22 protein-coding genes are annotated in these 21,275 nt (G+C 65.0%); 5 read left to right on the plus strand and 17 right to left on the minus strand.

Annotated features, from left to right (window positions below; translation table 11 throughout):
• The first annotated feature begins 16 nt into the window (after nucleotides 1–16).
• The gene (locus tag ABIB78_RS05335) at nucleotides 17–586 is read left to right on the plus strand and encodes a DUF2147 domain-containing protein (RefSeq protein ID WP_429022295.1); all 570 of its coding nucleotides are present in this window, start codon (nucleotides 17–19) and stop codon (nucleotides 584–586) included.
• Nucleotides 587–686: 100 nt separating this feature from the next.
• Here ABIB78_RS05335 and ABIB78_RS05340 read toward each other — a convergent pair whose 3' ends face one another.
• The 13 genes from ABIB78_RS05340 to ABIB78_RS05400 form a co-directional block, all read right to left on the minus strand.
• Nucleotides 687–1,913 carry an ABC transporter substrate-binding protein gene (locus ABIB78_RS05340; RefSeq protein WP_429022297.1) on the minus strand — a complete coding sequence of 409 codons (1,227 nt, stop codon included), beginning with the start codon at nucleotides 1,911–1,913 and terminating at the stop codon, nucleotides 687–689.
• Nucleotides 1,914–2,061: 148 nt separating this feature from the next.
• Entirely contained in the window at nucleotides 2,062–3,201 is a 1,140-nt protein-coding gene (locus ABIB78_RS05345) for a hypothetical protein (RefSeq protein ID WP_429022299.1), read from the minus strand.
• Nucleotides 3,202–3,507: 306 nt separating this feature from the next.
• On the minus strand, nucleotides 3,508–4,248 hold the full coding sequence (locus ABIB78_RS05350; protein ID WP_429022301.1) for an SDR family NAD(P)-dependent oxidoreductase: 741 nt from the start codon (nucleotides 4,246–4,248) through the stop codon (nucleotides 3,508–3,510).
• 88 nt (nucleotides 4,249–4,336) lie between these two features.
• Nucleotides 4,337–4,480, minus strand: a complete 144-nt coding sequence (locus ABIB78_RS05355; protein WP_429022303.1) for a hypothetical protein — start codon at nucleotides 4,478–4,480, stop codon at nucleotides 4,337–4,339.
• A 12-nt stretch (nucleotides 4,481–4,492) separates the two neighbouring features.
• On the minus strand, nucleotides 4,493–6,019 hold the full coding sequence (purF, locus tag ABIB78_RS05360; protein WP_429022997.1) for an amidophosphoribosyltransferase: 1,527 nt from the start codon (nucleotides 6,017–6,019) through the stop codon (nucleotides 4,493–4,495).
• Between the two features lie 69 nt (nucleotides 6,020–6,088).
• Nucleotides 6,089–6,724: a CvpA family protein gene (locus tag ABIB78_RS05365; protein WP_429022304.1), complete on the minus strand. Its 636-nt coding sequence runs from the start codon at nucleotides 6,722–6,724 to the stop codon at nucleotides 6,089–6,091.
• A gap of 172 nt (nucleotides 6,725–6,896) precedes the next feature.
• Entirely contained in the window at nucleotides 6,897–8,378 is a 1,482-nt protein-coding gene (gene radA, locus ABIB78_RS05370; protein WP_429022306.1) for a DNA repair protein RadA, read from the minus strand.
• Nucleotides 8,379–8,476: 98 nt separating this feature from the next.
• Entirely contained in the window at nucleotides 8,477–9,091 is a 615-nt protein-coding gene (locus ABIB78_RS05375) for a hypothetical protein (protein WP_429022308.1), read from the minus strand.
• Between the two features lie 168 nt (nucleotides 9,092–9,259).
• Nucleotides 9,260–9,583: a hypothetical protein gene (locus tag ABIB78_RS05380; RefSeq protein WP_429022309.1), complete on the minus strand. Its 324-nt coding sequence runs from the start codon at nucleotides 9,581–9,583 to the stop codon at nucleotides 9,260–9,262.
• A gap of 422 nt (nucleotides 9,584–10,005) precedes the next feature.
• Nucleotides 10,006–10,731 (minus strand): sulfite exporter TauE/SafE family protein, encoded by a 726-nt coding sequence (locus ABIB78_RS05385; protein ID WP_429022311.1) that lies wholly within the window; start codon nucleotides 10,729–10,731, stop codon nucleotides 10,006–10,008.
• Nucleotides 10,732–11,127: 396 nt separating this feature from the next.
• Nucleotides 11,128–11,898 carry an exodeoxyribonuclease III gene (locus tag ABIB78_RS05390; protein WP_429022313.1) on the minus strand — a complete coding sequence of 257 codons (771 nt, stop codon included), beginning with the start codon at nucleotides 11,896–11,898 and terminating at the stop codon, nucleotides 11,128–11,130.
• A 30-nt stretch (nucleotides 11,899–11,928) separates the two neighbouring features.
• Nucleotides 11,929–13,233, minus strand: a complete 1,305-nt coding sequence (alr, locus tag ABIB78_RS05395) for an alanine racemase (RefSeq protein ID WP_429022315.1) — start codon at nucleotides 13,231–13,233, stop codon at nucleotides 11,929–11,931.
• Between the two features lie 48 nt (nucleotides 13,234–13,281).
• Nucleotides 13,282–14,790: a replicative DNA helicase gene (locus ABIB78_RS05400; RefSeq protein ID WP_429022317.1), complete on the minus strand. Its 1,509-nt coding sequence runs from the start codon at nucleotides 14,788–14,790 to the stop codon at nucleotides 13,282–13,284.
• A gap of 546 nt (nucleotides 14,791–15,336) precedes the next feature.
• Between ABIB78_RS05400 and ABIB78_RS05405 the strand changes: the two genes are divergently transcribed.
• Nucleotides 15,337–15,558 (plus strand): hypothetical protein, encoded by a 222-nt coding sequence (locus ABIB78_RS05405; protein WP_429022320.1) that lies wholly within the window; start codon nucleotides 15,337–15,339, stop codon nucleotides 15,556–15,558.
• 36 nt (nucleotides 15,559–15,594) lie between these two features.
• Here the strand turns inward: ABIB78_RS05405 and ABIB78_RS05410 are convergent, their stop codons facing one another.
• Nucleotides 15,595–16,848 carry a class I SAM-dependent methyltransferase gene (locus tag ABIB78_RS05410; RefSeq protein WP_429022323.1) on the minus strand — a complete coding sequence of 418 codons (1,254 nt, stop codon included), beginning with the start codon at nucleotides 16,846–16,848 and terminating at the stop codon, nucleotides 15,595–15,597.
• A 258-nt stretch (nucleotides 16,849–17,106) separates the two neighbouring features.
• On the opposite strand from ABIB78_RS05410, the gene ABIB78_RS05415 reads away from it, so the two are divergent.
• From ABIB78_RS05415 to ABIB78_RS05425, 3 genes are all read left to right on the plus strand, one after another.
• Nucleotides 17,107–18,090 (plus strand): hypothetical protein, encoded by a 984-nt coding sequence (locus ABIB78_RS05415; RefSeq protein ID WP_429022325.1) that lies wholly within the window; start codon nucleotides 17,107–17,109, stop codon nucleotides 18,088–18,090.
• A 91-nt stretch (nucleotides 18,091–18,181) separates the two neighbouring features.
• On the plus strand, nucleotides 18,182–18,787 hold the full coding sequence (locus tag ABIB78_RS05420; RefSeq protein ID WP_429022326.1) for a TetR/AcrR family transcriptional regulator: 606 nt from the start codon (nucleotides 18,182–18,184) through the stop codon (nucleotides 18,785–18,787).
• Nucleotides 18,784–19,245, plus strand: coding sequence for a PaaI family thioesterase (locus tag ABIB78_RS05425; protein ID WP_429022329.1), 462 nt, complete (start codon nucleotides 18,784–18,786; stop codon nucleotides 19,243–19,245). Before ABIB78_RS05420 ends, ABIB78_RS05425 begins: the two co-directional genes overlap by 4 nt.
• 40 nt (nucleotides 19,246–19,285) lie before the next feature.
• Here the strand turns inward: ABIB78_RS05425 and rplI are convergent, their stop codons facing one another.
• The 3 genes from rplI to rpsR form a co-directional block, all read right to left on the minus strand.
• A complete protein-coding gene (gene rplI / locus ABIB78_RS05430) occupies nucleotides 19,286–19,888 on the minus strand; it encodes a 50S ribosomal protein L9 (RefSeq protein WP_429022332.1) in 603 nt (200 codons plus the stop codon).
• Nucleotides 19,889–19,939: 51 nt separating this feature from the next.
• Nucleotides 19,940–20,908, minus strand: coding sequence for a hypothetical protein (locus tag ABIB78_RS05435; RefSeq protein ID WP_429022335.1), 969 nt, complete (start codon nucleotides 20,906–20,908; stop codon nucleotides 19,940–19,942).
• A 126-nt stretch (nucleotides 20,909–21,034) separates the two neighbouring features.
• Nucleotides 21,035–21,274: a 30S ribosomal protein S18 gene (rpsR, locus tag ABIB78_RS05440; protein WP_016844287.1), complete on the minus strand. Its 240-nt coding sequence runs from the start codon at nucleotides 21,272–21,274 to the stop codon at nucleotides 21,035–21,037.
• Nucleotide 21,275: the final 1 nt, after the last annotated feature.

Genomic DNA, 21,275 nt, shown 5'->3' on the forward strand with positions numbered 1-21,275 from the left:
TGAAAGGTCCTGACCGATGAACTTCCTGGTTCGCATGTTCTTGCGCAGTCTCGTCGCCGCCTTGCTGATGAGTTCAACCGGCCGCGCCGAGACGGTTGCACCAGCCGATCCCAGCGGCACCTGGCTGACCGAAGACGGACGCGCGCGCATCCGTCTCGAGCGCTGCGGCACCGCGCATGACCGCATCTGCGGCTTCATCGTGTGGATGAAGGATCCGCTCGATCCACACGGCCAGCCGTTTCGCGACAGCTTCAATCCCGATCCCGACAAGCGAACGCGCGCGCTGCTCGGCCATCAGATGATCCTGGGATTGAAGCTGACGCCGGAGGGCCGCTTCGACGGCGATATCTACAATGCAGAGGACGGCAAGTCCTATTCGGTCTCGCTGTGGCGCGATGCGTCCGACCGGCTGAAGCTCAAGGGATGTCTGCTCAAGCTGCTTTGTCAGACCCAGACATGGACGCAGACCCTGGACGTTCAGCCCGGACAGCTCGTCGGCCTGACCGGCGATGCCGGCGGCCCGCGTGCCGACAGGGAATGGACGTCGTTGCCGGCGCCGGCGAAGGCAAAATCGGCGGCGAAGTGATGAGTGCAACGGGTCATTCCGGGGCGCGCAAAGCGCGAACCCGGAATCTCGAGATTCCGGGTCTGGTGCTGCGCACCATCCCGGAATGACTGCTACGCAGTCACTTCTTCACCAGCGGACACTCGCTGGCCTCGAGCGGCTTGGCGGCGTCTTCCGGCGAGATGGTGGCGATCAGCTTGTAGTAGTCCCAGGGATATTTGGACTCTTCCGGCTTCTTCACCTCAAACAGATAGGCCGGGATGATGCGGCGGCCGTCGATCCGCAGCGGACCCTTGCCGAACAGCGGATCGTCGGTCGGGATCTCCTTCATCTTGGCGACGACCTTGGCGCCGTCATGCGGATTGCCGCCGAGTGCCTCCATCGCCTTGAGATAGTGCAGCACCATCGCGTAGTTGCCGGCCTGGGTCATCGACGGCATCGCGTTCTTGCTGGCCAGCGCGGCGAACCGCTTCGACCAGGCGCGGGTCTGATCGTTCATGTCCCAGTAGAACGATTCCGTGAACGTCAGGCCCTGCGCGGTCTTCAGCCCGAGCGAATGCACGTCGTTGATGAACAGCAGCAGCGCCGCGAGTTTTTGGCCGCCGGACACGATGCCGAATTCGGCCGCCTGCTTGATCGCGTTGGTGGTGTCGCCGCCGGCGTTCGCAAGGCCGACCACCTTGGCCTTGGACGATTGCGCCTGCAGCAGGAACGACGAGAAATCCGCGGTGTTGATCGGATGCTTGACGCTGCCGAGCACCTTGCCGCCGCTGGCGGTGACCACCGCCGTGGTATCGCGCTCAAGCGCGTGGCCGAAGGCATAGTCGGAGGTCAGGAAGAACCAGGTGTCGCCGCCGGCCTTTGTCAGCGCCTTGCCGGTGCCGTTGGCCAGCATGTAGGTGTCATAGGTGTACGACACCGTGTTCGGCGTGCAGGCCTTGCCGGTGAGGTCGGCGGTCGCCGCGCCCGAATTCAGCAGGGCGATGTTCTTTTCCTTGACGAGATTGTTGACGGCAAGCGCCACACCGGAGTTCGGCGTATCGGCGATCGCGTCGACCTTCTCGTTGTCGACCCATTGTCGTGCGATGTTGACGCCGACGTCGGGCTTGTTCTGGTGATCGCCGCTCAGGACGTCGATCTTCCAGCCTTTCTTGAGCAGGCCCGAATCCTCGACCGCCATCTTGATCGCGACCACCGAGTTCGGGCCACCGATGTCGGCATAGAGGCTCGACATATCGTTCAGCACGCCGATCTTGACGGTCTTGTCCTGCGCGAACGCAGAAGTTGAAAAGCCGAGTGCAGCGCAAGCAAGAAGCGCGGCGCAGCGCCGCGCGAACGTCGTTGTCATGAAATTCCCTCCACTGTCAAAAGCCCGGACAGCCCTCTTGCGGGGCCTTTGTGCCGGTCGTTCGAGTTCCCGCTTACCCTTTCTCAGGGCAGGCGGCAATCCGCATAAAGCCGGATGAACTGCGTCGAAGCGTCATCTCGCGTGCCGCTTATTTGAGCGCATCCGAGGTCAGCCTGAATTTCTGGATCCGCTTTCCGGTGTCGACCTCGGCGGTATAGACGTTGCCCTTGGCGTCGACCGCGAGTGCGTGCACCCAGTGGAATTGCCCGGCGTTGCGGCCGTTGCGGCCGAAGCTGCCGACCACGGTGCCGTCGTCGCGCCTGATGATCCGAATCTCGTTGTTCTCGCCGTCGGCAGCGAGCAGATAGGTCTGCTGCGGATCGGGCCACAGCGCGATGTCCCAGACCGCGCCATTGCCGAGCGTGTTCTTCTCGAAGAAGAACTCCTTCACGAAGCTGCCGTCCTTCCTGAACACCTGGATGCGGTTGTTGATGCGGTCGCAGACATAGACCAGCCCGTCGTTGGCGATCTTCACGCAATGTACGGGATTGCCGAACTGCTGCGCGACCGGCGCCTTCGGATCGTAGGGCGGCTGCTTGGCGTCATCGGGCTTGTTGCCATAGGCGCCCCAGTGCCGCTTGTAGGCGCCGGTCGTGGCGTCGAACACGATGACGCGGTGGTTGCCGTAACCGTCGGCGACATAAATCTCGTTGGCCTGCTTGTCGATCGCGGTCTCGGCCGGCTTGCCGAGCTGCGTCGTGTCGTTCGACCCCTTGCTCGGCGCGATCGCGCCGATCTGCGAAACGAACTTGCCGTCGAGCGTGAATTTGAGGATCGCATTGTCATTGTCGGCGTTGCCGCCGATCCAGACAAAGCCGCGTTCGTCGACCTCGATGCCGTGCTCGCGGCCGACCCATTGATAGCCGTCGCCGGGGCCGCCCCAGGCGCGCAACAGATTGCCGTCGGCGTCGAATTCGAGCACCGGCGGCGCCGAGATGCAGCACTTCGAGCGCGGCGGATTGAGGCTTGCGCCTTTCTCGTCGTCGGTCAGCGAGCGCGGCCGGTGGATCATCCAGATATGGCCCTGCCAGTCCACCGTGATGCCGCCGACCTGGCCGAGGATCCAGTTGTTCGGCAGCGGCTTTGGCCATGACGCATCGACGGAGAAGGTGGGGATGTCGCCGGCATGTGCAGGCGCTTGGGTGCCGAGCAGGGCCAATGATGCGATGCCGGCGGACAGAAACAATCCGGACAGAATGGAGCGCGCGCGATTGAACGTCGGCGTCATGATGCCTCCCGAGATTTTTCTTGGCGGTGGTCCTGCTGGGAGCGCAGTCAATCGCGAGCCGGGGGTGGAGTCAATTGCATGGGAAAGGCGAGTCGACGTGTCATAAAAGGTGTCATCGCCCGGCTTGCCGCCTTCGCTAAAGCTTCGGCGTGCCAGGGATTCGTGGCCTCGTCGAAGCCTTCGCGTAGACGGGACCGGGCGGTCCAGTACGCCGCGCCTTCTCGATTCAAAACGCAATCGCCTCTGGAATACTGGATCCCCGCATTCGCGGGGATGACATCGAATGCACGGCGCGCCTGTGACGGCTTACACCGGCGGCTGAAAACTCCGCAGCGTGCGCGCCTTGTAGTCGTAGAGCTTGCCGGTTTCGGTCCAGTCGGGCGCGCACATCGGCACGATGAATTCGGCGGCCATGTCGGGCGTATCCAGCGTCATCGGGTCTTCGCCGGGAAACACCTGCGCGCGCATCCGTGTGCGGATCGGGCCGGGGCTGAACAGATTGACGCGGAGCTTCGTGTTGGCGGTCTCGTTGGCCCAGGAGCGCACCAGCGCGTCCAGCGCGGCCTTGGAGGCTGCATAGGGGCCGAGATAGGCGTTGGCCTTGTGCGCCACGCCCGAGGTCACGAACACCGCGCGGCCGGCGTCGGATTGGCGCAGCAACGGGTCCATGCAGCGGATCAGCTGGAAGTTCGCGGTGACGTTGATCGCGAACACGTCGTTCCACGGCTTCAGCTCGATATGGCCGAGCGGCGAGGAGGGACCTGCGGTGCCCGCATTGCCGACGAGGATGTCGAGCTTGCCGTGGCGCTCATGCAGCGCGAGCCCGAGCCGCGCGATCCCCTCGTAATCGGTGAGCGAGAGCGGCACCAGCGTAGCGCTGCCGCCGTCCTTCCGGATCTCGTCGTCGAGCTCTTCCAGCCCGCCCTGCGTGCGCGCCACCGCGACGACATGCGCGCCGGCTTTTGCCAGCGCAACCGATGTCGCATAGCCGATCCCGCGCGAGGCGCCGGTCACGAGGGCGATACGGGAGGCGAGGGGTTTTGTCATGTCTGTCTGTCCGCGTCTTTGCGGCGGGTATTGCAGACAGAAATGGCCGGGACAAGCCCGGCCATGACGGAATTCTGCCCACCCGGCTCTAGGGGCCGGGCCCCTGGTCCATATTGGCGCTGTTGGTGCCGTTCCCCGAGCCGTCGGGCGTCACCTTCATGCCTTGCCTGAAGGCGTAAGCGATGAAGCCGACCAGCAGCACTCCGCAGAGAATGCCGATGATTGGCTGCATGACGTCGCTCCGTCAGCTCGCCTCCGCCAGCAGGGAGAGCTGGCGCGGCGAGGGCTCGGTCTCGCTCTGGTCGGTGAGATGGGTCGGGTAAGCGCCGGTGAAGCAGTGGTCGGCGAATTTCGGGTTCGTGGCATCGCGCCCTTCATAACCCATCGCGCGGTACATGCCGTCGATCGACAGGAAGGCGAGCGAGTCGGCGCCGATGATGTCGCGCATCTCCTCCAGCGAATGGGTCGCGGCGAGCAGGCCGCCGCGGTCCGGCAGGTCGATGCCGTAATAGTCGGGATAGAGGATCGGCGGCGAGGCGAGGCGGAAGTGCACCTCGCGGGCGCCGGCGTCGCGCATCATGCGCACGATCTTCTTCGAGGTGGTGCCGCGCACAAGGCTGTCGTCGATCAGGATGATGCGCTTGCCCTCGATCGCGGCGCGGTTGGCCGAATGCTTCATGCGCACACCGAGCTCGCGCACGCTCTGGGTCGGCTGGATGAAGGTGCGGCCGACATAGTGGTTGCGGATGATGCCGAGCTCGAACGGCACGCCGGAATACTGGCTGTAGCCGACCGCGGCGGGCACGCCGGAATCCGGCACCGGCACCACGACGTCGACCTCGGGATGGCTCTCGCGCGCGAGCTGGGCGCCGAACGCCTTGCGCACGTCATAGACCGAGCGGCCGCCGACGATCGAATCCGGCCGCGCGAAATAGATGTACTCGAAGATGCAGGGCCGGGCCGGCTTCGGCGGGAACGGCTTGTGGCTGTGCGCGCCGGCCTCGTCGAACACGATGATCTCGCCGGGCTCGATGTCGCGGACATATTTGGCACCGATCATGTCGAGCGCGCAGGTCTCCGAGGTCAGGATCGGATGACCGTCGAGATCGCCGAGCACCAGCGGACGGATGCCGAGCGGATCGCGCGCGCCAACCAGCTTCTTGTTGGTCAGCGCGACCAGCGCATAGGCGCCCTCGATGGTGCGCAGCGCCTCGATGAAACGGTCGATGAAGCGGGTGCGCTTCGACTGCGCGACCAGATGCAGGATCACCTCGGTGTCGGTGGTCGACTGCATCATGGCGCCGCCCTTGACCAGCTCGCGGCGCAAGGTCAGGCCGTTGGTCAGGTTGCCGTTGTGGCCGACCGCGAAGCCGCCGGCGCTGAGCTCGGCGAACAGCGGCTGCACGTTGCGCAGGATGGTCCCGCCGGTCGTGGAGTAGCGGACATGGCCGACCGCGGCGTTGCCGGGCAGGCGCTCGATCACCTCGCGGCGGGAGAAGGCGTCGCCGACCAGGCCGAGACGGCGTTCGCTGTGGAAGCGGCCGCCGTCGAAGGAGACGATGCCGGCGGCCTCCTGGCCGCGGTGTTGCAGGGCGTGCAGCCCGAGCGCGGTGATCGCGGCGGCCTCGGGGTGGCCGAAGACGCCAAACACGCCGCATTCCTCGCGGAGTGTGTCGCCGTCAAGATCGGGGTGGTATCTGAGATCGTCGTCCCGCAGATGGTCCTGTCGAAGATGGTCCTGCAATTCGATCGGGCCGAGGTCGAGGTCCATCTGGTCGGCGTGATCGGAAGTGGTCTGCATCTCGTTCATCGCCTCTCGTAAGGGCCCAAACCAAATACGTTATCGGCCCGCGGGTTTCTCGATCAGCTTTTTCAAGCTGTCACGCGCAGGTTTGCTATAGCCATCGCCCGACGCCGGCGTCGCCTGATCATTGGTATCGGCCGCAGAATCGTCGTCTGGCTTATTCTTCTTGAACTTCTTTAAAATGGTGTTCTCTGGGTCGTCAGGCAAGAGCGACATCAGCCAATCCCCGGTTCCCTGCAGCACCACCCGGGACTTCGCCCCGGTCACCCAATCGGGCCGCTGCTTGTCCGGAACCAGCCAAGTGAAGAACATGAACGCCACGACCACGATCAGGAGGCCGCGGGCGAGCCCGAACAGGAAGCCGAGGGTGCGGTCGAGCGCGCCGATCCGGGAATCCAGGATCATGTCCGAAATCCGCACGGTGACGATCGAGACCACGATCAGGGTGCCGATGAAGACCCCGGCCACCACCACCACGGCCGCGATCGTGTCGTTATTGAAGTAGGTTTTGGCGGTCGGCAGCAGCTTCGAGAACGCATAGAGCGTGACCAGCGCGGCGGCGCCCCAGGCCGCGATCGACAGGATCTCGCGCATGAAGCCGCGTACCATGGCAAGCAAGCCCGAGATCAGCATCACGCCGAGCAGGACGAGATCAAGTATCGTTATGGGCATCGGCTGGTCGGGTCCGCTGGTACGTTTGGGTCCGCTGTTAAGGGCTCTCGCGAATCGGCAAAGTCGGTGCCGTCCTAACTGAGGCGCATTGGGGGCATCCGGCAAGGCCGGACGGCCACCTGTCCCGCGCGGCGGATGTATAGCGGCGAGGGGCTGATACGTCACGCCTGCTTTAGCTGGTCTCGCGACGGAATCGGGCCGGTGTGGCATTTTTCTCAGCCGCATCAGCGTCCTTGGAGCCGCCTTGGACGGCTCGGGACGTCGTCCGGCCGCCTCTGGGCGTCCCGCGTGCGGCGATTTCGGCGACCAGCGTGGTCAGATTGCCGACGCTGTTCAGCACGAGCCCCGCATCGCCGCCGCTCTCGCCGCGGATCGATTCGGGCAGGATGGCGCGGCCGAAGCCGAGCTTGAGGGCCTCCTTCAGCCGGGCCGGGGTCTGCGCCACCGGCCGGATCGCGCCCGACAGCGAAATCTCGCCGAAATAGACCGCGTCCGTCGGCAGCGGTGCGTTCACCAGCGAGGAGACCAGCGCGGCGGCGGCGGCAAGGTCCGCGGCCGGCTCCTGGATGCGCAGGCCGCCCGCGACATTGAGGTAGACGTCATGTCCGGACAATTTCACGCCGCAATGCGCCTCGAGCACCGCCAGCACCATCGACAGCCGGCTCGGGTCCCAGCCGACCACGGCGCGGCGCGGGGTGCCGAGCGAGGTCGGCGCCACCAGCGCCTGCAACTCGACCAGCACCGGGCGGGTGCCCTCGATGCCGGCGAACACGGCCGTTCCGGGACTGCCGAGTTCGCGTTCGGAGAGGAACAATTCGGACGGGTTGGTGACTTCGCGCAGGCCAAGCCCGGTCATCTCGAACACGCCGATCTCATCGGTCGCGCCGAAACGGTTCTTCACCGAGCGCAGGATGCGGAACTGCTGCGAGCCTTCGCCCTCGAACGACAGCACCGCGTCGACCATGTGCTCGACCACGCGCGGTCCCGCGATCTGGCCGTCTTTTGTCACATGGCCGACCAGGATGATCGCGGCGCCCGTCTTCTTGGCGAAGCGAATCAGCGCCTGTGCCGAGGCGCGGACCTGGGTCACCGTGCCGGGCGCGGATTCGACGGTGTCGGTCCACATGGTCTGGATCGAATCGATCACGATCAGGCGCGGCACCGCGCCTTCCGACAGCGTCGAGACGATGTCCTCGACCGACGTCTCGGAGGCGAGCTGCACCGGCGCGTCCGCGAGCCCGAGCCGCTCGGCGCGCAGCCGCACCTGGGCGACCGCCTCTTCGCCTGAAATGTAGACCGCACGATGCCCGGCGCGCGCCATCATGCTGGTGGCCTGGGTCAGCAGCGTGGATTTTCCGATGCCGGGATCGCCGCCGACCAGCAGCACCGAGCCGCGGACGAAGCCGCCGCCGGTAACGCGGTCGAGCTCGGCCATGCCGGAGGAGACGCGCGGCGCCTCCTGGCTTTTGCCGGTCAGGCTTTCCAGAGCGAACGTCCGTCCCTTGCGCTTGGACCGGATCGAGACCGGCACCGAGCCGGTCGCGTCCTCCTCGGCCAGCGTGTTCCACTCGCCGCAGGAGTCGCATTTGCCCTGCCAGCGATTATACGCCGCGCCGCAGTTCTGGCACACGAAGGAGAGGGTGGATTTGGCCATGGGAGCAGGTGAGTCGCGCTGTCGAGCACGATCCATAACACGGTTCGGCCGGCGCGCACGATCCATCGAAGGCGGAACGCCTGACGGCGCGACAGTGATCAGCGAGAGAACACCCGCGTTCCGACCGGCCATCGCGGCTTGTCTCCGACCGGGCTCGCGCCGATCTCCCATCCGACGCCACCCCAGAGCACGTCGACGGCACCAAGCTCTCCCGCGATATCGCGGACGTAAAACACATTCGGCTTGGCATTGGTCTCCAGAGGGCCGCCGCCGCCGTTGGGCTGCTGCTTCAACGCGCACCAGACGTCGGCCAACCTGCTCTCGTGGCTCTGACCCAGTTTGGCCAGGATCTCTTTGTCGCTTGAGGCCGCGCTCAGGATGAAGGTTTGCAACAATGCGCCGCCGATATCGTCCTCGACCTTGTTCGTGAAGCGCTGCGCGAAGGTGGCGCCCAGCCAGGAGATCTTGATCGAAGCGCTCGACGCGATGTCCTCCTTGAAATGTTCCCGTGCGATGAATTTTTCGGCGTGAGGAATTGCCGAGGTCGACGACGGATCGGACGGTTCCTCGCTTTTCGGCTGCAGGGAACATGCAACGCGGGTCGCGGCGACAGCCGAACCCGATTGGCCCGATTTCGTATCGTCGGCGGCGACGCTCAAAGCTTGTGCTGCGAGAAGGAAAGCCAACGACAGCGTGAGGCTTAACTGGCGCATCTTGTTGTTGTCCCTGAGTCCGCTGTGTTCGCGGAGACAAGGTAAACTGCATCTTGCAGATGTAAATTAAAGATCGGGTTTCTGGTTAAGGATAAAAAGTAAGTTCAACTACAGCGCGAATTTGAATCAAATGCGTTTCGGCGCCTGTCGATGCATCGACGAGCGCATTTAGGCTCGTATGTCTCGCTTCGACAGCAGCATCGGCGGAATCTCGCGCGGCAGCGAATTCGTCGGCAAGGCCCGGCAGCATCTCGCCTGCGCCCGCAGCGGATCGCTCCAGCTCCAGCGGACGCGCCACGACGGATTGTTCGCATAGGCCGGAATTCGCCAGACCCAGATCGTCTCGTAGACGCTGTCTCCGAAGTGCTCGACGTCGGGCTTTGCTGTCGGCCAGAAGGCCGAGCCAACAACAGCGAACGTCAACGCCGTCGCAGCTGTGATGATCACCTTGCGCATCGCGCGCTTGCCTTTCCTGCCTGTCGTGGGCTTCAACGACCCGCGACTCCCATTGCTCCAACTTGCGATGCTCGAATGCCCTGGCCTCCGGGATGACACCGACCACAACGGCCGCAGAGGTGCGCGCGAATTGCACACCATGTGTCGCCTGGATGCTCGGGACTTGCATCCGGGGTCGCCGGGCGACCTCATGATGCCTACTTGAGCAAAGTCCTTTTCCGAAAATCGATCGAACGCAAGTAATGCAGTTGTCATAATCGTAACGGTCAGGTGTAGGCAATCCGGATAACCACCGAAAGTAAGCGCGCAGCAAAACTCTTTCGGAGTATGCAGCACCCGATGCGAAGAAAGCCCGTAGAATTACGACTCCTTGAGAGAGTCTTCGTGATCGTCAGGGCGAAGTCAGCTTGCGCAAGGCTTGGTGGTGCGCGGTCGCTGTGAGAGCTGCAGCCTGGGATTTACGGCGCCATTGCGGACCACAGCAACGCTGTACCCGCCGCCAGCATGATGCCGTCCATGATCAGGCGGAACGACTCCGGCTTGAGCTGCAGCACGAAGCGCTTTGCGATGAAGGCGCCGGCCATCAGCGAGGCGCCGGCGATCAGGCCCTTCAGCGCGATGTCCGGGGTCAGCGCGCCGAACCGCTCGAACGTCACCGACTTGCTGACATAGAGCCCGAGCGAGCTTGCCGCTTCGGTGGCAAGGAACGCACCGCGGGTGAGGCCGTAGAATAAAAACAGCGGCACGCTGAGCGGGCCGGTCGAGACCACGACGCCGGTGAGATAGCCGATCACGGCGCCGCCGAATGCGAGATGCCAGAGATTGGCCTTCAACGCGTGCCGCGTCAGCCAGTGCCGCACCGGCACCATCGCGATCAGGAACACGCCGATCGCGATATCGACCGCGCGCGAGGGCAGCGCGAGCAGGGTGCGCGCGCCGAGGGCTGCGGCGGGAATGCCCGTGATCGAGTAGGCGACGCAGGCACGCCAGTCGACCTCGCGCCACCAGGCCAGGATGCGCGACAGATTGGCCATGACAGCGGCAACCGCCATGATCGGCACCGCCTGCTTCGGCCCGTACTGATAGACCAGCACCGGCATCAGCATGATCGACGAGCCGGTGCCCACGATGCCGGAAATGGTACCGGCGACCAGGCCGACGATGAGGACGAAGACAAAGCCCACCTGTGCGCTCCAGAGCCCAAGCAGCGCTCTGCGCGCGTATCGAGGGACAAGACCCAGTGTGCCCTCGTCGCGCGGGTCGACACAAGGCGGCTTCTCTCCATCGTCATTCACCAGTGCGCAATAGCGCACCCGGCATTCCCTGCGCCCTCTATCCAAGGAAAGGGCGGAACGAGATGCAAAGCTCGGACAGATCATGTCGCGAGAATGAGGATGTGTGTCTCACAGACCGTGCAACAAATTCAGTGTCGTCCCTGCGAAAGCAGGGACCCATAACCGCGAGTGCTGATCGGCGCACGATGCTGGAACGACGAGTCCCATTCACAACACAAGCCGCAGAGTATGGGTCCCTGCTTTCGCAGGGACGACAGCTCGAATGGGGCACAAGTGCGCCACCCATCACTTCAGCACCACCCACGCCGGCGCGTGATCGCTGGCGCCTTCCTCGCCGCGGATGTCGCGGTCGACGCCGGCTTTCGAAAGCCGCGCCGCCACGGCGGGGCTGAGCAGCAGATGATCGAGCCGGAGGCCTGCATCGCGCGGCCAGCGATTGCGCTTGTAGTCCCAGAAGGTGAACATCTGACGATCCGGATGCAGCGTGCGGATCGCATCGCACCAGCCCTGATCGACCAGCGCCTTGAACGCGGCGCGGCTCTTCGGCTGGATCAGCGCATCCCTGTCCCAGGAGTGGGTCGGATAGATGTCGAAAGCCGTCGGCGCGACATTGTAGTCGCCGGCGAGCACTACCGGGACGTCCTGCTCGAGCAGCTTGGCGGCGTGGCCGCGCAGCCGCTTGAACCAGGCAAGCTTGTAATCGAATTTCGGTCCGGGCTGCGGATTGCCGTTCGGCAGATAGAGGCTGGTGACCACGATGCCGCGCACCGCAGCTTCGATGTAGCGCGCCTCGTGATCGCCGGCGTCGCCCGGCAGGGCGGTGCGGATCAGCACCGGCTCGGCGTTGCGGGCGAGGATGGCGACGCCGTTCCAGGTCTTCTGTCCCTGCCACACCGCGCCGTAGCCGGACTTTTCGATCGCGGCGGCGGGAAACTCGGCGTCGCTTGCCTTGAGCTCCTGCAGGCTGATGACGTCGGGCTTGGCTGCCTTCAGCCAGCGCAACAGGTTCGGCAGCCGGCGGTTGACGTTGTTGATGTTGAAGGTCGCGATCTTCATGCGCACTTGCAATCGCGACAAGTCACGTCGTCAGGCGGACGGCAATGGTGGCGGCGCAGCGGGCGCTGCCGTCGGCACGGCTGGAGGCGCCGCTTGCGTGACGGCCGGCTCGCTCGTCTCGGCGACGGCGTCGCCTTTCTCGGCGACTGCGTCGCTTCTCGCAGCGACTGTATCGCCGCCCCTGTAGATCCGCACAAAACGGCGGCCGAGGCTGGTCAGCACCTCGTAGCCGATGGTGCCGAAATGATGCGCGACCTCATCGACCGTGATGCCTTCGCCGATCAGCGTCACCATGTGGCCGCGCCGCACGGCATTCTTGTCGAGGTCGGTGATATCGACCGCGATCAGGTCCATCGAGACGCGGCCGGCGATCGGGCAGCGTTTGCCGGCGACCACGACCTCGGCGCCGCGGGTGCCGTCATTGGCGCTGGCAGCGCGGAAATAGCCGTCGGCATAGCCGGCGGAGACGATCGCAAGCCGGGTCGGCCGGCGTGCGGTCCAGGTCCCGCCATAGCCGACGGTCTCGCCGCGGTCGATGTTGCGGATCTGCACGATGCGCGCCTTGAGATCGACCACCTGCTGCATCGGGTTGTCGGCCTCCGGCGTCGGGTTGACGCCGTAGAGCGCGCAGCCGGGCCGCACCATCTCGAACTGGAACTGGGCGCCGAGGAACACGCCGGAGGAGTTCGCCAGCGATGCCGGCACGCCGGTGAACAGGCTCGCGATCTCGCGGAAGCTCGCAAGCTGCCTGGCGTTGGCGGGATTGTTGAGCAATTCGGCAGAGGCGAGGTGGCTCATCACCAGCGTAATGCCGTGATCGCCGGCGTTGATGCGCGGGATAATGCCCTGCGCCTCGCTGACGGTGAGGCCGAGCCGGTTCATGCCGGTGTCGATATGGATGGCGGCGCCGCCGGACCAGCCGGAGCGGCGGCAGAACACGTCCCATTCGGCGAGTTCGTTGAGATCTCCGATCACGGGCTTGCAGTCGATCTTGGCGTAGGCGTCGCCGGTGTTCTGGAAGAAGCCGCCGAGCGAATATACCGTCGCCTGCGGAGCGGCCGCGCGCACCACGGCGGCTTCCTCGACGGTGGCGACGAAGAAGGTCTTGCAGCCCGCCTTGGCGAGCGCCCGCGACACCTGCTCAGCGCCGCAGCCATAGGCGTTGGCCTTGACCACGGCGGCGCATTCCGCCGGTACCGCGGTCTTCTCGAGCTTGCGCCAGTTGGCGATGATGGCGTCGAGGTCGACGGTGAGGATGCCGCTGGCGGTCGGATGGGCCGCCAGCAGACTGGCTTCGGGTGTCAGCTGCGATTTCGCGTCGGTCACGATGTTCATGACGCAGTTGTACGCGCCGGGCTTGCGGCGTTCAACCGTGCCCCTCCACTAGTAGGAGGGGCGATCCGGAACCTGACCGTCGGGTGCGAGGTCGCCGAAGCGCGTGACGCTGGCCTCGAAATGCAGATCGACTGTGCCGGTCGGGCCGTGGCGCTGCTTGCCGATGATGACTTCGGCCTTGCCGTGGGCGAGGTCCATGTCCATCTGCCACTTCTCGTATTCCGGCGTACCCGCGCGCGGCTCCTTGTTGGCGAGGTAATATTCCTCGCGATACACGAAGATCACGACGTCGGCGTCCTGCTCGATCGAACCGGATTCACGCAAGTCCGAGAGTTGCGGTCGCTTGTCGTCGCGGTTTTCGACCTGACGCGAGAGCTGCGACAGCGCGATGATCGGAACGTTCAGTTCCTTGGCCAGCGCCTTCAGGTTGGTGGTGATCTCGGTGATTTCCTGCACGCGGTTGTCGTTGCCGCGTTTGCCCGAGCCCTGCAACAGCTGGATGTAGTCGATCACGATCAGGTCGAGACCCTTCTGCCGCTTGAGCCGCCGCGCCCGCGCGGTGAGCTGCGAGATCGAAAGACCGCCGGTTTCGTCGACATAGAACGGCAGCGACTGCAACTCGATCGAGCAGTCGCGGATCTTCTCGAAATCGAGCTCGGAGATGCCGCCGCGGCGGATCAAGCTCGAGGGGATGCCGGAGCGTTCGGCGAGAATACGGGTGGCGAGCTGTTCGCCGCTCATTTCGCAGGAGAAGAAGCCCACTGCGCCGCCGTTGATCGCCTTTGTCGTGCCGTCCGCCTGCACCTCGCCCTCGTAGGCCCTGGCGACGTTGTAGGCGATGTTGGTGGCAAGCGAGGTTTTGCCCATGCCGGGACGGCCGGCAAGGATGATGAGGTCGGAGGACTGCAAGCCGCCCATCTTGGCGTCGAGGTCGCGCAAGCCGGTCGAGATGCCGGACAATTTGCCGTCGCGTTGGAACGCCTTCGCCGCCATGTCGACGGCAATCGTCAGCGCCTGCGCGAAGCGCTGGAAGCCGCCATCATAGCGGCCGGTTTCGGCGAGGCTGTAGAGCTGCCGTTCGGCGTCCTCGATCTGCGCGCGCGGGGCAAAGTCGACCGGGGCGTCGAACGCGACGTTGACGATGTCCTCGCCGATCCGGATCAGGTCGCGGCGCAGGCTGAGATCATAGACGGTACGTCCGTAATCCTGCGCGTTGATGATGGTGGTCGCCTCGGCGGCGAGGCGCGCGAGGTACTGGCTGACCGTCATGCCGCCGATGTCGGTATCGGCAGGCAGGAACGTCTTCAGGGTTACGGGCGTCGCGACCTTGCCCATCCGGATCAGGGAGCTGGCGGTCTCGTAGATCGTCTGGTGCAACGGCTCGAAGAAGTGCTTCGGCTCCAGGAAATCGGAGACGCGATAGAAGGCGTCGTTGTTGACCAGGATCGCGCCTAGCAGACTCTGTTCCGCTTCGATGTTGTGCGGCGCACTGCGGTAGGATGCCGTCGATGCGGCGTCGGGCGCGAGCTTGTGGACGTTCGAATCAATCAAGGCCATGGACGAGCTTATTCTTCTGATTTCGTCGTTACTGAGATTTTCGGATGTGGGGCCGCGATCAAGCGCCAGCCCGGCACGAAGCGAAAGGACGGATGTGCCTTATGCACGATTCACACAACGCGAGGTGTGAATCCGGGACGGCCGGATGCATTCCGCTTGACGGGGATTTGTCCGAAACCGGGCGGGCCCGGCCGATCAGCGATGTCGTTGGCAAAAGTTCGGCGCAGCCTGAACCTTTTTCAGGGCCGGCGGACCCATGCAGAGGCGAGGCGAGTGTTGGCGTCTGGTCCTCAGACCAGGATGAGGAAAGCCAGCGCGATCAAGGCGGCCGCCACGCCCGTTGCGATCAAGGCGTAGTCGGTCACGAGGTCGCGCTGCGGGTCCAACATCGTCTGATGTGTTTCTCGGGTCATTCGGGACCATTACGACAGCCCGGAGCAGACCTCTGTGAAGCAGATCACACCTGCCGCATTTTCTTTGCGGCAGTTTCGCGGGAACGACCCGGCGGATTGCGGGTTGTCTCCGCTCAGGGAAGATACGGCGTCGATGGCTCGAGGGTTTCAGACAGCGCGACTCAGGCTTGGCCGGGCCGGTGGCACGGACCGCCGCTGGCTGGCGACGCTTGTCGAGGCGATGGAGCAGGTGGCGCGTCCGGAGGTCCGGAATGTTCCCTGCGATGCCAGGCTGATCTCGGCCGCCGCGGCCCATCTGGCGCGTCCGGCGCCGACCTTTGCCCATCGCGGCTCGGTCTACAGCCTGCGCAACTAGCAGCACCCGCAACTAGCAGCACCCGTTGCTTCAGACCTATTCGCCGGCGAGTTGCAGCCGTGGCTTGGCCGCGTCGGCTTCCTTGAGTCGCAGGCGGGCCTCCTCGCGGCCGATATAGTCGCGGGTCATCGGCACGACGCCCTGGTGCTTGGTGAGCTGCAGCTGGAAGTTCATCATGTTCTGGACGCGGAACGACATCTCCGAAGCCGCCAGATAGAATTCCCACATCCGGGCAAAGCGCTCGTCATAGAGCCGCACAGCCTCCTCGCGTCGCGCCATGAAGCGCTCGCGCCAGGCTTTCAGCGTCTCGGCATAGTGCAGCCGCAGGATCTCCATGTCGCAGACCAGCAATCCGGCCTTCTCGATCGCCGGCATAACCTCGGAGAGCGCGGGAATGTAGCCGCCGGGGAAGATGTACTTGCGGATCCAGGGATTGGTGACGTCGGGACCGGTCGAGCGACCGATCGAATGCAGCACCATGACACCGTCATCGCTCAGGAGCTCGGCGCAGCGCTCAAAGAAGGTTTCATAGAACGCGACTCCGACATGCTCGAACATGCCGACCGAGATGATGCGGTCGAACGGGCCGGGGATGTCACGGTAGTCTTGCAGCAGGAAACGCGCCGAATGCGCCAGGCTCCGCTCCGCTGCCCGGGCATTGGAAATCTGCAGCTGTTCGGTCGACAGCGTGACGCCAGTGACGTCGGCACCGCTCATCTCGGCGAGATAGAGCCCGAGCCCGCCCCAGCCGGAACCAATGTCGAGGATGCGGTGACCCGGCTCGATCAGGAGTTTTGCGGCGAGATGGCGCTTCTTGGCGAGCTGGGCATCGTCCAGAGGCGCGTCCGGCGTCTCGAAATAGGCACAGCTATATTGCTTGTCCGCGTCGAGGAAGAGGGAGTAGAGGCGGCCGTCGAGATCGTAGTGGCGGGCGACGTTGCTCCGGGACCGGCGGCGCACATTGATCTGTTGGGCACGCCGTCCGAGGAACCGCACCCAGGCCTGCAGCCTGGCAAAGTTCGGCAACATCGCCGCCTGGCCCATCAGGACAGCCAGCACATCGGCGATGGTGCCTTGCTCCACCACGAGCGTGCCGTCCATGAAGGCTTCGCCGAGATAAAGTTCGGGATCGACCAGGATGCGGACTTCGGCAGCCCTGGTCGTGAAGCGCACGGCGACTGGTATGCCAGTGCTGTCGCCGCACGTGAATTGAGCGCCGCTCGCGGTCGTGAACGTGATCGAGCCGCGGCGGATGAAGCGCCCCAAGAAGTATCGCAACAATCGGTCCATCGAAGCACCAACGGAACGGCAAGCTGCACATCGACACCACCGGAGCTGATCACTCCAATGTGTCCCCGTCCTCAACATAGGTAGGGAATTAAAAGGCGCTATTGCGTTGTGGTCAAAGCCGATATTCCAAAATGTGACAATTGCGTGGATGCGTCACGCGCGCGCTTCCATTCGCGCGATAATCGGCTAAAAGGTGACCGCCGCGGCCGATCCATGGGGCGCAGGCGGCGATTTTCCCGGAATCTGGAGACTTAAGGAATGTTGAGCCGAGCCCTCAGTCTGGCGACGGTGACGCTTCTGATTGGCTGTCTGGCAGCCGTATCGGCGCAAGCGCAAAACCTCGAGGCCGGCAAAAGCCCCTCCCAGATTTTCGGAAACACCTGCACGGCCTGCCACAAGAGCCCGCGCGGCCTGCTGAAGACCGTGCCGGCCGGTTCACTGCCGGGCTTCCTGCGCCAGCACTACACGACGTCGAGCGATATGGCCGGCGTGCTGGCGTCCTATCTGATTTCGAACGGCGCCAACGACCCGCGCTACCAGGCCAGGGATCAGCCGAAGGGCGCCAAGGGCAGGGAAGGCCGGCAAGAGGCGAACCAGTCACCGGAGCAACCGGCCGAGCGCCCGGCCCGCCGTCAGCACCAGGGAGCGGCACCGCAGGAAGGGGCCAAGGAAGCTGTGAAGCCCGACGCGGACGGTTTGACGACAGAAGGACATCCCGCCCACCGCGGCAGGCGCATGGCGCGCCCGACCGAGGCGCCGGAGGGCGCGAAGCCGGACGACGGCCAGACGCCGCAGGCCGCGGGCGAGGGCAAGCCGGCGCGTCAGAAGCACGGCCGTCGCGGCAAGCCGGTCGAGGAGCCGAAGTCCGGGGAAGCGCCAAAGGGCGAGGCGACCGGCGACGAGTCCAAATCGCAGACCGCCATCAAGCGCGAGGACAAGGGTGAGGCCGAGAAGCCGGCGAAGCCTGCCAGCGAGCCCGACACGGCCAAGGTCGATGCGCCCAAGGTCGATGCACCCAAGAGCAGCGCCGGCAGTGAACCTTCTGCCGTGCGTTCGGACCCGGTTCCGCAGGTCACACCGGCGCCTCCGGCCGCTTCGCCGGCGCCCGAGCCGGCTGCTGCCACATCTCCCACGCCGGCACCTGCCGCGCCGCCGGTAACCGCGACTGCACCGCCTCCGCCGCCGCCACCTCCGCCCCCGACGGCAGGCTCCGGTCCGCCGGAGGCTCCGACCTCGAAGTAATCCCCAACGCCGGGCCGCGAGGTCCGGCGTATTCGTTTGACCGCAATTAGAGCATTACTCTAGAGTAGTGATCTAATTCGAGAGAGGCGACGTGAATACAGCGCGCGAAGGTCTGCTGACGGCGGGGCTGGCGGTGTTCGACCGCGATGGCTTCGAGGGCGCGACGGTGGCCGAGATTCGGTCCCGCGCCCGCGCCTCGAACGGCAGCTTCTTCCACTTCTTCACCTCGAAGAAGGAGCTCGCCGGCACCCTGTTCCTGGAAATCCTGCAGGCCTATCACGCCGCGATCATCACTTCCGTCGACGGCACATGCGGCGCAAGCGAGGGCATTGCACGGCTGATCCACGCCCATCTCGACTGGGTCGTGATCAACCGGCGCGAGGCGCGCTTCCTGTTCGAGATTTCGCGCAGCGAGTGGGGCGAGGAGGTCCGCGGCGCGCAGCGCACCGAGAATTCGCGGCTCACTGATGGCATCGAGCGCTGGCGCGCGCCGTTGCTCGCACGCGGCGAGTTGCTGCCGATGAGCGCGACGCTGTTCTTCAGCCAGATCATCGGGCCGGCGCAGATCTTCTGCCGCGCCTATCTGTCCGGCCGTCACCACAACGATCCGCGGGAACAGGTCGAGACGCTGATCGCCTGCGCGATCCGCGCGGTGGTGGCGCCGGGTGCGCCGGAGCGAACAGGAGGAACGTCATGAGCGAAATCGATCCGGACTTTGCGTCGATCGCGACGCGAATTCGCGACAATGTCGGCCGTCAGGGCTTCATGGGTCTCGTCGGCGCTGAAGTGTCCGGGCTGTCGCGCGGTGCGTGCACGCTCGCGGTCGACCGGCGGCCGGAGTTGCTGCAGCAGCATGGGCTGTTTCACGGCGGGGTGACGGCGTTTCTGGTCGACAACGCCACCACGATTGCGGCGGCGACGTCGCGCGGCCAGCCGGCGTTGACGGCGGAGTACAAGCTGAACCTGCTGTCGCCGGCGTCGGGCGATCGCCTGATCTGCCGGGCGCGCGTGATCAAGCCGGGACGTCAGGTCGCCGTCGTTGCGGCCGACGTGTTCTGCGTTATCGACGGCAAGGAGAAGCACACCGCCACCGCCCTGGCGTCGATCGCGATGCTCGACGATCAGGCGGCGGCGCGAATCCAAAGCCCGGCCTGATCAAGGCCGGGCTTCAGTCGGTACGGCGATGGAGAGAAGCTTACTTCTCTTCGGCAGCCGGAGCCGGTGCGGCTTCTTCGTCGTGCTGGGCTTCCGGATCGAAGAATTCGCCGGCGGCGGCGAGCGCCTCGGCGGCAGCGTCCTGGTCTTCCCGGCGGGTCGAGATGTCCTCGCCGCGCTTGATCCGGTCGGCCTCTTCGGCGGAGCGGGCGACCGTCACGGTGACGCTGGTCTCGACCTCGGGGTGAACGGCGATCGTCACCTTCTGCTTGCCGATCGTCTTGATCGGCGAGTCGAGCCAGACTTGCGGACGGGAAACCGTGACGCCGTCGGCAGCCAGCGCGACGACGATGTCGCGCACCGAGACCGAGCCGAACAGCTGGCCGGACTCGGACGCCTGGCGGATGATGATGATGTCGCGGCCGTCGATCTTCTCGGCGACCTTGGCGGCTTCCCCCTTGGCCTGGATGTTGTTGGCCTCGAGCTCGGCCTTCATGCCGTCATACTTGGCGCGGTTCGCGTCGGTGGCGCGCAGCGCCTTGCCGCGCTTCAGCAAGAAGTTGCGGGCGAACCCGTCCTTGACGCGCACGACTTCGCCCATCTGGCCGAGCTTGGCAACGCGTTCCAGCAGAATGACTTCCATTTTCGTTCTCCTTTAGATGCTAAGTACGGGTTTAAGTGGTTGGATCGAATCTCAGGCCGCGGGCAAAGGCGGCGGTCTCGTTTGCAGATAGCGCTGGCGCAGTCCGAACACGGCGTCGGCGATGCCGAGCGCGAACATCGCCACGATTGGCCAGCCGAACATGACGAGGACCGCATAGATGCCGCCGAGCCAGAAGCCGCGATTGGCGAGCGACAGCGTCAGGGTATGCAGCACGGCGAAGCCGACCAGCGCATAGGCGATTACGAGCGCCGCGGTGACGATCTGCGCCAGCAGCGCAAGCATGCCGCCGACGAAGCTGACGGCCACCGCTACCGACAGCGCGAACAGCGTCATGGCGGGGAGCGCGGTGGTGCGGAAATCTGGCCACGGTCGATTCAGCCGACCGGAGGTTTGTGCGATCTTGCCCGCGAGCCACAGGCTCAGCGTCAGCGCGACCATCGCGAGGATTGTTGCGGCGAGGGGAGCGAGGATCACCAGTAGGTCAACCAATCGTTCGATCTCACCGCTGGGCAGCCCGTCGCCAGCGCTCAGCACCTGAAGCAGGCCGCGCCGCAAAGCACCGGTGACTGTGTCGGCATCCGAGCCGAGCGTGAGCAGCGCGGCGGTCGTGGTGATGATGGCGAAGGCCGCGACCCAGAGCAGGATACGGCCGACGGGGTACCATTCGAGCGCAGGCGGCTGCTGGGTGACGCTGTCACCGGCTGCGCCCGCGATCGGCCGTCCGAGCAGCGCGAGGTGGCCGAGCCACCAGCCGGGCAGGGCGACCATCATGGCAAACGCGATGCAATAGGGGAGTCCGAAGATCGCGCCGAGCACGGAGGCGGCAGCGACGCCGCCGATGGCTGCGGCAAGCGGTCCCCATGCGAGTGCCGACACCATCAGTGGCAGCGGCGCAAGAAAGTACAGCAGCAACGAGATCAGCGCGCCCGAACTGATCGAGGCGAACATCAGCGCCGACGCGGCGCCGGCGGCAAGTGCAACAATGAGTATCGCGATCATCAGCTGTCCCGCTCCTTTCGAGCGGTTAGAGGCACTCTGTCGAGAACCCCAACCATCGGCGACCGGACGACCCGGAAGCCTTATGAGAATGAGCGGCCGGCGGCGCGTGCCGCCGGCCGTCGTCGATTAGCGAATCACGTAGGGCAAAAGGCCGAGGAAACGCGCGCGCTTGATGGCGCGGGCGAGCTCACGCTGCTTCTTGGCGGACACGGCCGTGATGCGGCTCGGCACGATCTTGCCGCGCTCGGAGACGTAACGCATCAACAGCTTGGAATCCTTGTAGTCGATCTTCGGCGCATTCGCGCCCGTGAACGGGCAGGACTTGCGACGACGGAAAAACGGACGGCGGGCACCAGCATCAGCCATG

The sequence above is a fragment of the Bradyrhizobium sp. I1.14.4 genome (assembly GCF_050435825.1).
In the GTDB taxonomy this organism is placed as follows: Bacteria; Pseudomonadota; Alphaproteobacteria; order Rhizobiales; family Xanthobacteraceae; genus Bradyrhizobium.

Bases quoted from the DNA above. Each gene is read 5' to 3' on its own strand.
- ABIB78_RS05335 (WP_429022295.1), top strand. From the start codon at position 17: ATGAACTTCCTGGTTCGCATGTTCTTGCGCAGTCTCGTCGCCGCCTTG.
- ABIB78_RS05340 (WP_429022297.1), bottom strand. From the start codon at position 1,913: ATGACAACGACGTTCGCGCGGCGCTGCGCCGCGCTTCTTGCTTGCGCT.
- ABIB78_RS05345 (WP_429022299.1), bottom strand. From the start codon at position 3,201: ATGACGCCGACGTTCAATCGCGCGCGCTCCATTCTGTCCGGATTGTTT.
- ABIB78_RS05350 (WP_429022301.1), bottom strand. From the start codon at position 4,248: ATGACAAAACCCCTCGCCTCCCGTATCGCCCTCGTGACCGGCGCCTCG.
- ABIB78_RS05355 (WP_429022303.1), bottom strand. From the start codon at position 4,480: ATGCAGCCAATCATCGGCATTCTCTGCGGAGTGCTGCTGGTCGGCTTC.
- purF (WP_429022997.1), bottom strand. From the start codon at position 6,019: ATGGACCTCGACCTCGGCCCGATCGAATTGCAGGACCATCTTCGACAG.
- ABIB78_RS05365 (WP_429022304.1), bottom strand. From the start codon at position 6,724: ATGCCCATAACGATACTTGATCTCGTCCTGCTCGGCGTGATGCTGATC.
- radA (WP_429022306.1), bottom strand. From the start codon at position 8,378: ATGGCCAAATCCACCCTCTCCTTCGTGTGCCAGAACTGCGGCGCGGCG.
- ABIB78_RS05375 (WP_429022308.1), bottom strand. From the start codon at position 9,091: ATGCGCCAGTTAAGCCTCACGCTGTCGTTGGCTTTCCTTCTCGCAGCA.
- ABIB78_RS05390 (WP_429022313.1), bottom strand. From the start codon at position 11,898: ATGAAGATCGCGACCTTCAACATCAACAACGTCAACCGCCGGCTGCCG.
- alr (WP_429022315.1), bottom strand. From the start codon at position 13,233: ATGAACATCGTGACCGACGCGAAATCGCAGCTGACACCCGAAGCCAGT.
- ABIB78_RS05400 (WP_429022317.1), bottom strand. From the start codon at position 14,790: ATGGCCTTGATTGATTCGAACGTCCACAAGCTCGCGCCCGACGCCGCA.
- ABIB78_RS05405 (WP_429022320.1), top strand. From the start codon at position 15,337: ATGGCTCGAGGGTTTCAGACAGCGCGACTCAGGCTTGGCCGGGCCGGT.
- ABIB78_RS05410 (WP_429022323.1), bottom strand. From the start codon at position 16,848: ATGGACCGATTGTTGCGATACTTCTTGGGGCGCTTCATCCGCCGCGGC.
- ABIB78_RS05415 (WP_429022325.1), top strand. From the start codon at position 17,107: ATGTTGAGCCGAGCCCTCAGTCTGGCGACGGTGACGCTTCTGATTGGC.
- ABIB78_RS05425 (WP_429022329.1), top strand. From the start codon at position 18,784: ATGAGCGAAATCGATCCGGACTTTGCGTCGATCGCGACGCGAATTCGC.
- rplI (WP_429022332.1), bottom strand. From the start codon at position 19,888: ATGGAAGTCATTCTGCTGGAACGCGTTGCCAAGCTCGGCCAGATGGGC.
- ABIB78_RS05435 (WP_429022335.1), bottom strand. From the start codon at position 20,908: ATGATCGCGATACTCATTGTTGCACTTGCCGCCGGCGCCGCGTCGGCG.
- rpsR (WP_016844287.1), bottom strand. From the start codon at position 21,274: ATGGCTGATGCTGGTGCCCGCCGTCCGTTTTTCCGTCGTCGCAAGTCC.